Below are 13,429 nucleotides of genomic sequence, written 5' to 3' on the forward strand. Positions count from 1 at the left end.
GTTTCGGCGGGCGGCGGGCGCAGGGGTCGGGCCGCTCGGCTGTTCGGAGCGCCGGCCGGTTTGCCGGTTGTCCGGGGGCTTGGGAATTCGGGAGCTCGGGCGGCGGGTCCTGTCATCCGGTCCTGTCATCCGGCCCCTCGCCTGCCCTTCGCCGATCCCTCTGCGGTTTCTCGTCGGCCCCTTGCTACCGGATGTCGAAGTTGAGCAGTTCGTGCCCCTCGAGCGAGGCCCGAAGGTTGTTGCCGGGGCAGACGGGACCGACCCCGGCCGGCGTTCCGGTGAAGAGCAGATCGCCCATGCGCAGCGTGACATACTGCGAGACGGCGGCGATCAGCCGGTCGACCGTGAAGATCATCTCGGCGGTCGAGCCCGTCTGGCGGCGCTCTCCATCGATGTCGAGCGTGAAGTGCAGCTGCTGCACGTTGCCGCCCAGGTCGGCGAGCGGCAGGAACTGCGGCGAGAGGGCCGCCGAGTGGTCGAAGGCCTTGCAGCGCTCCCAGGGAAGCCCCCGGGCGATAGCTTCACGCTGCAGGTCGCGGGCCGTGAAGTCGATGCCGAGCCCCACCTCGTCGTAGTAGCGGTGGGCGAATCGCTCGGAGATGGCCCGTCCGACGCGGTTGATGCGCACGACCAGCTCGCATTCGTAGTACACCTCCTGCGAGAAGTGCGGAATGTAGAAGGGGTCGTTGTTGCGCAGCAGCGCCGTGTCGGGTTTCATGAACCAGAGGGGCTCGGCGCCGCTTTCGGCCAGACCGGTCGTGTGGTGCAGCTCTTCGGCGTGGGCCCGGTAGTTGCGTCCGATGCAGATGATCTTCATGGTTTTGGGTTTTTGAGCAGTTCGACCATGCGGCGCGCGAAGCGGTCGCTGGCGCCGGGGCCGCCGATGATGGTGCGCAGCCGGTCGAAGTCGGCCAGCATCCTTTCGCGGCGCTCACCGCCCGGGAGGATGGCTCGCAACTCGCGTTCGGCGCGCGAGATGTCGAGGTTCGACTGGAGCACCTCGGCGACCGCTTCGCGCCCGAGGTTGAGGTTGACCAGCGAGACCCACGGACAGTGCAGGAAGAGCGGCATGCCGTGGTATTCGATCCACGAGAGGCGGTAGACCACCACCTCGGGGACACCCAGCAGGGCGGTTTCGAGCGTGGCGGTACCCGATGCGACGACGGCGGCCTCCGCGGCCCGGAGGGTTTCGTAGGTCTGGTCGCAGACCCGGCGCAGCGGGGTGCCGGCCAGATACTCCTCGTAGAGCGAGGGTTCGAGCCACGATACGCCGGCCACGACAAACTGCCGGTCGGGGAAACGCCGTGCGAGGGCGACCATCAGCGGGAGGTTCTTGCGGATCTCCGAGCGGCGGCTGCCGGCCAGCAGGGCGATGATCGGTCGTGCGTCGAGGCCGTTGCGACGACGGAACTCATCGGCCGGGGGCAGTTGGGGCAGGCGCTCCGCGAGTGCGTCGACGAGCGGATTGCCCTCGAAAATGGGGCGGATGCCGTGACGCGGAAAGTAGTCGCACTCGAAGGGGAAGATGATGAACAGTCGGTCGACATCGCGTTGGATGGCGCGGATGCGTCCCTCGCGCGAGGCCCAGACCTTCGGGGCGATGTAATAGAACGTACGGAGCCCCTGCTGCCGGGCCCAGCGGGCGATCTTCAGGTTGAAGCCCGGGTAGTCGATCAGGATCACCACGTCGGGGGCGAATGCGGCGATCTGCTCCCGGCACTGGCGCATCTGGCGGCGGATCGTGCCGAGGTTCTTCAGTACCTGGACCACCCCGAAGAACGACGTTTCGCGGTAGTTCATCTGGAGGTTTTCGCGGCCGCCGGCCTCGGCCATGAGGTCGCCGCCCCAGAAGCGGAACTCGGCCTCGGGGTCGGCTTTTCGCAGGCCGCGGATCAGGTTGGCGCCGTGCAGGTCGCCCGAAGGCTCGCCGGCGATGAGGTAGTATTTCATGTGCAAGTCGCTTGTTTGCGGTCCGATGCGGGGGACGGGTTCGGCGGATCCGTGCCTTGCGGCGGGGATGGCCGGCCGTCACCCGGGTGTCGGGGTGTTATTTCTCCAGCAGGTCGGGGCGCAGCCGCCGGGTGCGTTCGTAGGCCTGCTCGTCCTGCCACTTTTCGATCTCGGCGAAGTTGCCCGACAGCAACACGTCCGGAACCCGCCAGCCGCGGAACTCCGCCGGACGGGTGTAGATGGGCGGTGCCAGCAGGTTGTCCTGGAACGAATCGGTCAGGGCCGAGGCCTCGTCGCCGATCGCCCCCGGGATGAGCCGCACCACCGAGTCGGCGATGATGCAGGCGGCCAGTTCGCCCCCCGTCAGGACGTAGTCGCCGATCGAGATCTCGCGCGTGACGAGGTGTTCGCGGATGCGGTGGTCGATCCCCTTGTAGTGGCCGCAGAGGATGATGATGTTCTCGAGCATCGAGAGGCGGTTGGCCTCGTGCTGGTCGTAGCGCACGCCGTCGGGCGAGGTGTAGATGATCTCGTCGTAGGTGCGCTCGCTCTGGAGCTTTTCGACCAGTTCGAAGACCGGTTCGCACTTCATGACCATGCCGGCCTCGCCGCCGAAGGGGTAGTCGTCGGTGGTTTTGCGGCGGTCGTGTGCGTAGTCGTGGAGGTTGTGTACGACGATCTCCACGAGCCCCTTCTCCTGCGCGCGCCGCAGGATCGACTCGTTCAGGGGCGAGGTCATCAGATCGGGTACCGAGGATATGATGTCAATGCGCATGGCGGAAGATGATGTCTTTGGTCGATTCGGGGGTAAGCGGAATTTCGCCTCCGTGGTCGAGGGTGAAGCCCCGGTATCCCAATGCGGTGAAGAGGCGGATGATCTCGGGACGGTTCCCGCCGCCGGTCTCGATGAGCACCGTGGGGTGGAAGCGCTCCAGCAGGGGCCGCATCTCGCGCATGACCGTCAGTTCGTAGCCCTCGATGTCGCACTTGATGAAGTCCAGCCTCTCGAGCCGGGCGAAGAGCTCGCTGCCGCGGCGCATGCGGGCCGTGAACTCCACGTCTGCCCGCTCGCCGGAGTCGTTGACGAAGTTCTGCCCGGTACCGAGGTATCCGTTTTTGCGGGCCGAGTCGTTTCCCATGGCCACGTCGCGGTTTTCGGCGCCGAGGGCGTAGGGGAGGATCTCGACGTTGGAGCAGCGGCGCAGGTTGCGGCTCAGGACCTTGCGGATCGGCGCGACGGGCTCCACGGCCAGCACCCGGCCCGAGGGGCCGGCCAGGCGGGAGATCGTGCGGGCGTAGTAGCCGAGGTTGGCGCCGATGTCGATGCAGGTGTCGCCCTCGTGGACCAGCTGCGGCAGGTGATAGACATACTCCGTGGCGGGGGCGTAGCGGCCGATGCCGAGGCGCTGCCAGAGGAAGAACATCCGGCTTACGACACGGAGGTATCCCTCGAGCGGGAGGGTGTGGTAGAGCAGACGGTGAATCGGAGCCTTCATTGGTTGCGGTAGTTGACCTCCTCGTTGAGGACCTCGACGATGAAGGGGTTGTAGAGCAGTTCGTGGCCGATCGTCGTCTCGGGGCCGTGGCCCGGGTAGACGCGCACCTCCTCGCCCAGCGGGACGATCACGTCGAGGATCGAGCGCATGATCCACGAGTAGTCGCCGCCCGGAAGGTCCGTGCGCCCGATCGACTCGCGGAAGAGCGTGTCGCCCGTGAAGAGCGACTTCGATTCGGGTTCGTAGAAGGCCACGTGGCCGGGCGTATGGCCCGGGGTGCGGAGAATCTGCAGGCGGGTTTGGCCGAAGCGGATCTCCTGCTGTTGTTCGAGGTCGATGTCGGTCGAGGGCATTGCGCCGATCCTGACGCCGAAGACCGAGCCGCTCGTGGCGGCGTTGTCGACCAGAAAGCGGTCCTTCGACGAGAGGGCGAAGGGGATTCCGTAGCGCTGTTTGAGGTGTTCGACGCCGAGCGTATGGTCGAAGTGTCCGTGGGTATTGGCGGCCAGGACGGGTTTCAGGCCGTGGCGGGCGATGAAGTCGTCCAGGGCGGCATCCTCGCGCGGCGAGGAGTTCCCGGCGTCGATGACAACGCATTCCGAGGTGTCGTCCCAGAGGAGGTAGGTGTTCTCCTGTATTGGATTGAAGGTCAGGCAGGCGATTTTCATAGATGTAATTGACTTTTTCGGGGTCACTGTTCGGGCAAAGATAGCGTTTTTTGCGGGATTTTGCCTATCTTTATTCCTCAAAAGCGCTTCCGGGAGGGGCGGCCGTGAGCGGGGGTGTGAGCCGGATGGGGCGGTAGCGGCTGCCGGGGCGAAAATTTTGTTACCTTTGCACTCTGAATTCCGAATCCGAAACGATGGCAAGAAAGAAAGCGAACTATCCCCTGATCGAGGGGCTTGAGATTACGACCCTGGCGGCCGAGGGCAAGGCCATGGGCCGCTGGAACGATGTAGTGGTCTTCGTGCCGATGACCGTGCCGGGCGACGTGGTGGACGTGCAGATCCGCCTCAAGCGGCGCCGCTTCATGGAGGGCTACGTGGTAAACTACGTGAAACGCTCGCCGCTGCGCGAGGAGCCCTTCTGCGAACACTTCGGCGTCTGCGGCGGCTGCAAGTGGCAGAACCTTCCCTACGAGGAGCAGCTGCGCTTCAAGACGGCGCAGGTGCGCGACCAGCTGACGCGCATCGGCAAACTCACGCTGCCGGAGATCGCCCCCTGCCTGGGTTCGGCCGAGACGCGCTTCTACCGCAACAAGCTCGAATTCACCTTTGCCGACCGCGGCTGGCTCACGCGCGAGCAGATCGCCTCGGGCGAGGAACTCGAAGCATCGCCGGCCGTGGGGTTCCACATCCCGGGGATGTTCGACAAGGTGCTCGACATCCGCCGGTGCTGGCTGCAGCCCGACCCCTCGAACGGGATCCGCCTCGAGACCAAACGCTTCTGCCTTGAACACGGCTATACGTTCCATAACGCCCGCGAACATACGGGGTTCATGCGCAACATGATCATCCGCACGGCCTCGACGGGCGAGGTGATGGTGATTGTGGTCTTCGGCGAGGAGGACCGCGCACGCCGCGAGGCGCTGCTCGACCACTTGTCGGAGCGCTTCCCGCAGATCACCTCGCTCTTCTACATCGTCAACACGAAGCTGAACGACTCGGTGGGTGATCTGGAGCCGGTCTGCTACCGCGGCAAGGACCACATCATCGAGGAGATGGAGGGGCTGCGTTTCAAGGTGGGTCCGAAGTCCTTCTACCAGACCAACTCGAAGCAGGCCTACGAACTCTACAAGGTGGCGCGCACGTTTGCCGATCTGCACCCCGGGGACACGCTCTATGATCTCTATACCGGAACGGGGACGATCGCCAACTTCTGCGCCGCACGCTGTGCGCGGGTCGTGGGCATCGAGTACGTCCCCGAAGCGATCGCTGACGCGAAGGTCAACTCCGAACTGAACGGCATCCGCAACACGCGCTTCTATGCCGGCGACATGAAGGCGGTGCTCGACGATGCGTTCGTTGCGGCGAACGGCCATCCGGATGTCATCATCCTCGATCCGCCGCGCGCTGGAGTGGACGAGCCGGTGATTGAGGTGATCCTGCGGGCGGCTCCCGAGCGGATTGTCTACGTGAGCTGCAACCCGGCCACGCAGGCGCGCGATCTGGCGTTGATGAACGAAGCCTACCGCGTTGAGGCGGTGCAGCCCGTCGACATGTTCCCCCACACGCATCATGTGGAGAATGTCGTAAAGCTGGTGCGCCGCTGATCCTGGTGGACTATTGGCCCTGCCGCGCGGCGCTGTATGTCCCGCGTCGCCTGCCCGCCCGTCGCTGCCCGCCCTGCCCTGCAGCCTCGCGTCGCACGGTATGTCCCGCATCGCCTGCCCGCCCGGCACTGTACAGTACGTTCCGCGCCGTGCTGTCCGCCCGCGCCCCGCTTTTTCCGGGGCCCGGCAACCGATTGAACAACCTTAAAACTTCAAACCATGATGAATCGCCTTTTGTTTGTATTGTCGCTGCTGCTCGCGGTCGAGGCGGTGGCCAGGCCGCAGGTCCGGGTGAAGAGGGATCCCGCGACGAAAGTCCTGACCTTTTATCTCGAGGGGAAGAGCTCGCCGGGCGTGCTGACCCTCTATTTCGACCTGCGCGAGGTGAGCAACTGCAACCAGTCGCCGGGTGTCTACCGATATGAGATTGCGCAGGACGGGGATTCGTTCCTGACGCTCCGCCCCGAGGACAAGACGCGGGACGTGGGGTATAACTCTGCCTACCGGACCTTCTCCGGGCGGGTGGATTCGCCCGTGGACACGATGTTCGTCTACCGGATTCCGGCCACGACGCAGCGTCCGCTGCAGATCACGCCCGTGCGCGACGACCGGGACATGGATCGTCCGGAGTCGGAACGCCGGATCATCGGGTATTCGGTCGGTCTGGAGGAGGGCGATACGGTCTATGCCGCACGCCGCGGGACCGTTCTGTGGATCCTCTCGCCCGCCGACTCTCCGGTCAAGCGTCCGGACGTGAAGACCACGGCGGGGACGGTGCGGCTTTATGTCGAGCATGCGGACGGAAGCCGGGGCTGTTATACCTGCCTCGAAGCGGAGCACCTGCTGGTCGGGGTGGGCGACGAAGTGCTGCCCGGCACGCCGCTCGGTTTGGCCGGGAGCTACGACGGCGAGCACCATTTTACGGCTTTCATGCTTACGCGGCGGGCTTTCGATCCCGGCGACGATCCCCTGCAGGCGCAGCCGCGGACCCGCTACGTAAAGGGGCGCTTTGCAACGGCCGAAGGCGATCTCTTTATCGGCGAGAAGAGGGTCTGCCAGGGGGTGATGAACGACGACCTGCTCCTGCGCGAGCTGTCGAAACGCGAGCTGAAACGCTGGCGCGCCTTGCACCGGTAGCCGCACCGCATGGCAGATTCCGCTCCGTGCGATGCAGTATTTTCGCATGTTTCCCGTTTTTCTGTCAGAAAGGCTCTCCGCAGCGACTCCCGGCCCCGGAATCGGACGCCCCGGAAGCGGAGGCGGAGGCCCTGTTGTACATTTAAAATCCGAAGATGATGAAACGATTGATTTTGTGGGCCGTTGCGGCGCTCGTGGCGCTTCCGGCCGCTGCCCAGACTCAAGAGGCATTCCCGAGTTACGTCCAGGTCTACGGACGGGCCGAAAAGGAGATCACTCCCGACGAATTCTACCTGCAGATCATTATCAACGAACGCGATTCGAAGGGCAAGATCTCGGTCGAGAGCCAGCAGCGCGACATGATTGCGGCGCTGAAGCGGCTGAACGTCGATATCGACAAGCAGCTCAAGGTGGCCAACCTCTCGAGTGAGTTCTTCAAGAAGAAGAGCTCGGTGGCCACGGCCAAATACCAGCTGCAGCTGGGTTCGTCGGCCGAGGTGGCCCGCGTCTGGCAGGCGCTGGACGATCTGGGCATCTCGAACGTCTCGATCCTGAAGGTTTCGCACTCGAAGATCGACCAGCTGAAGGAGGAGGTTCGCGTCGAGGCGATCCGCAATGCGCGGAAGAATGCCGCCACGCTGGCCGAGGCGATCGGGCAGCAGGTCGGACGGTGCTTCTATATCTACGATTCGAACAGCAACGTCGTGCCGGCCGTGTATGACAACAGGGTGCTGATGCGCAGCGCCAAGGATGTGGCGACGGGCGAGATGCAGTTCGAGGAGGAGGCCCCGCTCGAGTTCAAGACCCTGCGGCTGGAGTACGGCGTGCAGGCGAAGTTCGTGCTCGAGTAGCGGCGCTGTGTCGGCGCCCGGCGGGCGGGTGATGCCCGGCGGGCGTGCGGCGTTGTTCGGCTGCTGACGCCTGTGGCTGCAGATTCCGGACGGAAGAGGTCTTCCAAATCAACCTCTTCCGTCCGTTTTTTTGTCTTCGGGGTGCGTTCCGCCCGACAGCCGGACGGCCGTCGGGGCGAAGCTGTTGCGGGATTCGGAAATATTTTCTACCTTTGTGATTCACCCCTGCAAAAAAGGAGGCGTTTATGGAAAAGCAGTTCCGTTTCGATTATGAACATTATGCGGCGCTGTCGGAACTTCCCGAAGCGGACCGCCTGTTGGTTGCCGAGGCCGAAGAGGCCACGAAGCGATCCTATGCTCCCTATTCGAACTTCCGCGTCGGGGCGGCTGCGCGGCTGCGCAGCGGGCGGATCCTGCACGGCAGCAACTCCGAGAGCGAGGTCTTCCCTGCCGGACTCTGCGCCGAGCGGACGCTGCTCTTCTATGCCGAGGCCAACCATGCCGACGATCCGATCGAGGCGCTGGCCATCGCTTCGGATCCCTCGGAGCGCGAGTGCTACCCCTGCGGACAGTGCCGCCAGGTGCTGGTCGACGTCGAGCGGCGCCAGGGCAGCCCGATCCGTGTCATCATGAGCGGCGGCGGCTCGGCATCGGTGGTCGACGAGGCCGCCCGGCTGCTTCCCTTCACCTTTATCCTGTAAGCTGCGGATGTTCCACCCGAACGACATACTCTATGAAGACAACCACCTGCTGGTGGTGAACAAACACGCCGGCGACCTTGTGCAGCCGGACCCCTCGGGCGAGAGTGCCCTGGAGGATCAGATCAAGGCCTTCCTCAAGGAGCGCGACGCCAAACCGGGCGCCGTCTTTCTGGGGGTGGTCCATCGCATCGACCGCCCGGTGAGCGGTGCGGTGCTCTTCGCCAAGACCTCCAAGGCGCTGACGCGGCTGAACGAAATGCTGCGTCAGGGGCGGATCCACAAGATCTACTGGGCGCTGACCGAGGCGACGCCCGTCCCCGAGCAGGGTGAACTGCACCACTACATCCTGCGCGACGGCCGTACGAACCGTTCGCGGGCTCTGGACGCCCCGAAAGGGGATGCCAAGGAGGCGCGGCTGCGCTACGAGACGCGGGGTCGCGGCCGCAACTACACGCTTGTCGAGGTGGAGCTCCTGACGGGACGTCACCACCAGATCCGGGCCCAGCTCTCGAAGATCGGCTGCCCGATCCGCGGTGACCTGAAGTACGGGGCGCGGCGTTCGCTGCCCGGCGGGGGGATCTCGCTCCACTCGCGGCGGGTGGAGTTCGAACACCCGGTGCGTCACGAACTGATTTCGGTTGTGGCGCCCGTTCCGGCGGGGGACAACCTCTGGGCCGCTTTCGAGAATCTGTAGCGGAGGCCGCACGACGCCTCTGCTGCGCAGGAACGAAATCCCGAACGATATGCGACTATTGATACAACGTGTGAAATGGGCCTCCGTGACGATCGGCGGCCGGCTCTACTCCCGCATCGGAGCGGGTTTGCTGGTGCTCGTCGGCGTGGGGAACGACGATGGGGAGGAGGATCTCGAATACCTGGCCGGCAAGCTCATACGGCTTCGGATCTTCGACGACGAGGCGGGCGTCATGAACCGCGACGTGGTGCAGACCTCCGGCGAGGTGCTGGTGGTGAGCCAGTTCACGCTGATGGCCTCGACGCGCAAGGGCAACCGCCCGAGCTACATCAAGGCGGCACCCGAAGCCGTTTCGCGGCCGCTTTACGAACGCTTCGCCGTGCGGGTTGGCGAACTGCTGGGACGGCCCGTTGCCACGGGACAGTTCGGTGCCGACATGCAGGTTGAACTGCTCAATGACGGTCCGGTAACCATCTGGATCGACTCCAAAAACAAAGAATAACACGCCTGAACCTTTCCTTATGAAGAAGACGATGCTGCTGCTGAGTGCAGCCTGGGCCTTCGGGACCGTATTCTTCGCATGCGGCGATGACAAGCCGGAATCATCCGGCGAGTGGTTCGATACGCCGACGGTCGAGGTTGAGGGGATGATGGCGCGGGTGAGCTGCACCACGACCCTCGGTGTGGGGATTGTGACGGCGGAGAATGCGGGATTCGTCTGTACGGCGGAGTCCGGGAGCTCGCAGACCGAGCGGGACATCACCGTGACGGGCACGACGCTGACGGGACGGTTGCAGGATCTGCAGCCCGATACCCGCTATACGGTCCGGGCCTTTGCGACGCTGGGCTCCGTACGGATCGAGAGCCCCGCGGCGACGTTCCGCACGGGAACCGTTCCCGCGCCCGAGAGCCAGGATCTTACGACCCGGACGGGATGGGCCGAACTCCCGGCGATGGATCCCGCCTCGGAGGAGCTCTTCTATGCGGCCCACTACTGCGAGGGGCTTCCCGGCGGCCGCAACTACACGGTCTGCTGCGACGTGGAGGGGCGGATCGGAGTATGGTCGGCCTTCCCGCTGCACAAATGCTACCAGGGCAATCAGACGCGGACCGACAAGTGGGCCTATGATCCCGAGGTGCCGCGGTTGATCCAGCCGTCGCTGACCAGCGGCTCCTACCAGCCGCAGCCCGGCTACTCGAGGGGGCATCTGCTGGCTTCGGAGGACCGCACGGTGAGCTATGCGGCCAACGTGCAGACCTTTTATGTGACGAACGTGGCGCCACAGTGGCAGAACAGTTTCAACAGCGGCGTATGGTCGTCGCTCGAGGGCGATTGCTGGAACAACATCTGCGCCGATACGCTCTACGTCGTCTCGGGCGTGTGGGGCGTGCACGAGACGGCGACGGTTACCGACAAGGCCGGAAATCCGTGTCGGGTTCCGAGCCACTTCTTCCGGGTGCTGCTGCGTTCGAAGGATGGCGATACGGGGCGGAAGGTGCAGGAGATGTCGGCCGAAGAGCTCCAGTGTGTGGGTTTCTGGTTCGAGAACAGGGCCTATCCGAGCGGCAAGCCTTCGGCCAACATGGTGTCGGTGGCCGAGATCGAGCGGCTGACCGGCATGCGCTTTTTCGTAAACGTCCCCAATGCCCCGAAGGAGACGTTCGATGCCTCGGCGTGGAGTTTTCGATGACAAACCATTTAACGACAGAAAAATAACTCATGTGGATCGGGGATGTTGCAAGATGCCCCGGCAAGAATGATCCGTTAAGTTTATGAAACGCATTTTTACCCTTTTGATGGGCGGTCTGGTGCTCTTTTCGACCGCCTGTGACTCCGACAAGGAGAGTGGTGTGACGGGCAGCGAATGGTTCCTGACCCCCGAGAGTACGGTGAACGGCACGACCGTTGAGGTACGTTGCGAGACGAAATTCGGCGCCGGCGTGCTGACCGGAGCGAATTCGGGCTTCACCTATGCCGCGGTGACATCGGCCGGCGTCGGCTCCTTCGAGTCGACGGCTACGGTCACCGCTTCGGGCAGCACGATCGCCGCCACGCTGAGCAACCTGCAGCCCGAGACGCTCTATGTGGTCTATGCCTATGCCGATTTCGGCGGGGCCCGCATGCAGAGCACCGGCACGACCTTTACGACGGGAACCGTCACCGATCTTCCGGACCCGGATCCCGACAGCCCGGCCTTCGGCACGCCCGAGGCCACGAACGTTACGGCTTCGGGTGCGACGCTCAGCTGCGGTTTCACCTTTGAGCAGCCGACGGCAGACTATACGCTGTATTTCGAGTATCGTCCGGTTTCGGGCGGCAGTTATACACAGAAGAGCGTGACGGCGGGTACGGGCGTCAAGAGCGTGACGCTGAGCGGACTGGCGGCTTCGACCGCGTATGAATTCCGCCTCTGCGCCGAGTGGCAGGGCGAGCGCTACGTGAGCGATATGGGCCGCTTCACGACGTCGTCATCCGAGGGCGGCCTGACCGCCTATTCGGGCTGGGCGGAACTCCCGATCGAAAAGGGCGACCCCAATCTCTATTACGCCCACCATATCTGCCCCGACTTCCGGGTCGGCGGCCACCTGGCCCGCAACTATACGGTCTGCTACAGCGCCGAGCACCACTGCCCGGTGTGGGTGGCCGCGCCGCGGCACGCCTGCTATGAGGTAAAAGGTACGAATCGGACGGATGCCTACGGCAAGGATCCCGATATTCGCTCCGATATTCAGTACAACAGCGATGCAACGGGTGGCGGCTGCAACAAGGGGCACATGCTCGGTTCGGCCGAGCGGTTGGTGACGAGGGCCGTCAACCGCCAGGTCTTCTACTATACGAACATTGCCCCGCAGTACTCCAGCAACTTCAATAACGGAGGCGGAGCCTGGAACAAACTGGAGGCCTTTGCCGACGGACAGGTCTGCGCCGATACGACCTACGTGGTGATCGGCACCTATTTCGAGACCTTTACCGATGCCTATGGCAAGAGCTGCTCGCCGGCGACGATTTCGTATGGCGGCCGCAACGACGTGACGCGTCCCTCGATGTTCTACTACCTGATCCTGCGGAGCAAGAACGGTAAAACCGAGAAGTCGGTATATGATCTTCCGGCCAGCGATCTGAAGTGTGCGGCATTCGTGCTGCGTCACAACATCGAGAAGGGCCACACTCCGCGGAAAGAGGATATGAGGAGTGTTGCGGAGATCGAGCGGTTGACGGGCTTCACCTTCTTCGCCAATGTCCCGAACGCCCCGAAGGACACCTACAACCCTTCGGACTGGGGGCTTTAACCGCGCGGGGCGCAGCAGGCGATGATCTATCCGTGGGGTGACAGCCGGCGGTTCAACTCCTATGCGGGGTACTTCCGCCGGCGGTTCGGCGGCCGGGTGCAGAAGCTCTCGGTCGATGCGGGCTTCACCTGTCCGAACCGCGACGGAACGCTGGGCCGCGGCGGGTGTACGTTCTGCATCAACGGCGCCTTCACGCCGTCGTACTGCTCGCCGTCGAAGAGCATCACGCAGCAGATCGACGAGGGAATCGAGTTTCACCGCAACCGCTACCGTACGGCACAGCGCTACCTGGTCTATTTCCAGTCCTACTCGAACACCTACGCGCCGTTGGAGCGCCTGCAGGAGCTTTACGGCGAGGCGCTGCGCCATCCGGATGTGGCGGGGCTGGTGATCGGCACGCGTCCGGACTGCATCGACGAGCGGACGCTCGACTATCTGGCCCGCGTGGCCCGCGACCGCTACGTGGTCGTCGAGTACGGCATCGAGTCGACCTTCGATACGACGCTGCGGGCCGTGAACCGCGGCCACGACTTTGCCGCCGCCCGGCGGGCCGTGCGGATGACCGCCGAGCGGGGCCTCAGCGTCGGAGGGCACTTCATTCTGGGGCTCCCGGGCGAGACCGACGCGATGCTTCTCGAACAGACGGCACGGATCAACGCCCTGCCGCTCACGACCGTGAAGTTTCACCAGCTGCAGGTTTTCCGCGGCACGGCCATGGCCGCCGAGTACGACACCCACCCCGAACGCTTCCGCTTCTGGACGCTCGACGAGTACCTCGATCTCTTCGTGGAGATCCTCCGCCGCCTGCGCCCCGATCTGGTTGTCGAACGCTTCGCTTCGGAGGCCCCGCCGCGCTACCACTACGGCCGCAACTGGGGCCTGGTGCGCAACGAACAACTTCTCTCGATGTTGGAGCGAAGATTGGAGGAACGGGATGTTTGGCAAGGCGAAATTTTTACTACCTTTGTGGAGGATAAAGAAAACAATCCCCAATAGGAGCGTCCGAAGCGGCGGAATCCGGATCCCCGGGATCGACC

The 13,429-nt window shown here is 64.0% G+C and carries 14 protein-coding genes; 9 read left to right on the plus strand and 5 right to left on the minus strand.

The window, feature by feature from the left end:
• Nucleotides 1-184: 184 nt before the first annotated feature.
• From B5E60_RS04200 to B5E60_RS04220, 5 genes are all read right to left on the minus strand, one after another.
• Entirely contained in the window at nucleotides 185-817 is a 633-nt protein-coding gene (locus B5E60_RS04200) for a fumarylacetoacetate hydrolase family protein (protein WP_087309645.1), read from the minus strand.
• The gene (gene lpxB / locus B5E60_RS04205; RefSeq protein WP_087309647.1) at nucleotides 814-1,950 is read right to left on the minus strand and encodes a lipid-A-disaccharide synthase; all 1,137 of its coding nucleotides are present in this window, start codon (nucleotides 1,948-1,950) and stop codon (nucleotides 814-816) included. The genes B5E60_RS04200 and lpxB overlap by 4 nt, the downstream gene beginning before the upstream one ends.
• Before the next feature lie 97 nt (nucleotides 1,951-2,047).
• Nucleotides 2,048-2,725, minus strand: a complete 678-nt coding sequence (trmD, locus tag B5E60_RS04210; protein ID WP_087309649.1) for a tRNA (guanosine(37)-N1)-methyltransferase TrmD — start codon at nucleotides 2,723-2,725, stop codon at nucleotides 2,048-2,050.
• The gene (locus tag B5E60_RS04215) at nucleotides 2,715-3,446 is read right to left on the minus strand and encodes an FkbM family methyltransferase (RefSeq protein ID WP_087309651.1); all 732 of its coding nucleotides are present in this window, start codon (nucleotides 3,444-3,446) and stop codon (nucleotides 2,715-2,717) included. The genes trmD and B5E60_RS04215 overlap by 11 nt, the downstream gene beginning before the upstream one ends.
• On the minus strand, nucleotides 3,443-4,114 hold the full coding sequence (locus tag B5E60_RS04220; protein WP_087309653.1) for an MBL fold metallo-hydrolase: 672 nt from the start codon (nucleotides 4,112-4,114) through the stop codon (nucleotides 3,443-3,445). The genes B5E60_RS04215 and B5E60_RS04220 overlap by 4 nt, the downstream gene beginning before the upstream one ends.
• Before the next feature lie 194 nt (nucleotides 4,115-4,308).
• Here B5E60_RS04220 and rlmD point away from each other — a divergent pair, with 194 nt between their 5' ends.
• From rlmD to B5E60_RS04265, 9 genes are all read left to right on the plus strand, one after another.
• The gene (gene rlmD, locus B5E60_RS04225; protein ID WP_087309655.1) at nucleotides 4,309-5,718 is read left to right on the plus strand and encodes a 23S rRNA (uracil(1939)-C(5))-methyltransferase RlmD; all 1,410 of its coding nucleotides are present in this window, start codon (nucleotides 4,309-4,311) and stop codon (nucleotides 5,716-5,718) included.
• Nucleotides 5,719-5,937: 219 nt separating this feature from the next.
• Complete coding sequence (locus B5E60_RS04230) at nucleotides 5,938-6,855, plus strand: M23 family metallopeptidase (protein ID WP_143260660.1); 918 nt, start codon at nucleotides 5,938-5,940, stop codon at nucleotides 6,853-6,855.
• A 158-nt stretch (nucleotides 6,856-7,013) separates the two neighbouring features.
• Nucleotides 7,014-7,706 carry an SIMPL domain-containing protein gene (locus B5E60_RS04235; protein ID WP_087309808.1) on the plus strand — a complete coding sequence of 231 codons (693 nt, stop codon included), beginning with the start codon at nucleotides 7,014-7,016 and terminating at the stop codon, nucleotides 7,704-7,706.
• 245 nt (nucleotides 7,707-7,951) lie between these two features.
• Nucleotides 7,952-8,407, plus strand: a complete 456-nt coding sequence (locus tag B5E60_RS04240; RefSeq protein WP_087309659.1) for a cytidine deaminase — start codon at nucleotides 7,952-7,954, stop codon at nucleotides 8,405-8,407.
• 7 nt (nucleotides 8,408-8,414) lie between these two features.
• The gene (locus B5E60_RS04245; protein ID WP_087309661.1) at nucleotides 8,415-9,101 is read left to right on the plus strand and encodes an RluA family pseudouridine synthase; all 687 of its coding nucleotides are present in this window, start codon (nucleotides 8,415-8,417) and stop codon (nucleotides 9,099-9,101) included.
• 49 nt (nucleotides 9,102-9,150) lie between these two features.
• Nucleotides 9,151-9,603, plus strand: coding sequence for a D-aminoacyl-tRNA deacylase (gene dtd / locus B5E60_RS04250; RefSeq protein ID WP_087309663.1), 453 nt, complete (start codon nucleotides 9,151-9,153; stop codon nucleotides 9,601-9,603).
• Between the two features lie 19 nt (nucleotides 9,604-9,622).
• Nucleotides 9,623-10,792 (plus strand): DNA/RNA non-specific endonuclease, encoded by a 1,170-nt coding sequence (locus tag B5E60_RS04255; protein ID WP_087309665.1) that lies wholly within the window; start codon nucleotides 9,623-9,625, stop codon nucleotides 10,790-10,792.
• 82 nt (nucleotides 10,793-10,874) lie between these two features.
• Nucleotides 10,875-12,392, plus strand: coding sequence for a DNA/RNA non-specific endonuclease (locus B5E60_RS04260; RefSeq protein ID WP_087309667.1), 1,518 nt, complete (start codon nucleotides 10,875-10,877; stop codon nucleotides 12,390-12,392).
• A gap of 21 nt (nucleotides 12,393-12,413) precedes the next feature.
• Complete coding sequence (locus B5E60_RS04265; RefSeq protein WP_087309669.1) at nucleotides 12,414-13,388, plus strand: TIGR01212 family radical SAM protein; 975 nt, start codon at nucleotides 12,414-12,416, stop codon at nucleotides 13,386-13,388.
• Nucleotides 13,389-13,429: the final 41 nt, after the last annotated feature.

Source organism: Alistipes sp. An116 (assembly GCF_002161005.1).
GTDB classification, from domain to species: Bacteria; Bacteroidota; Bacteroidia; order Bacteroidales; family Rikenellaceae; genus Alistipes; species Alistipes megaguti.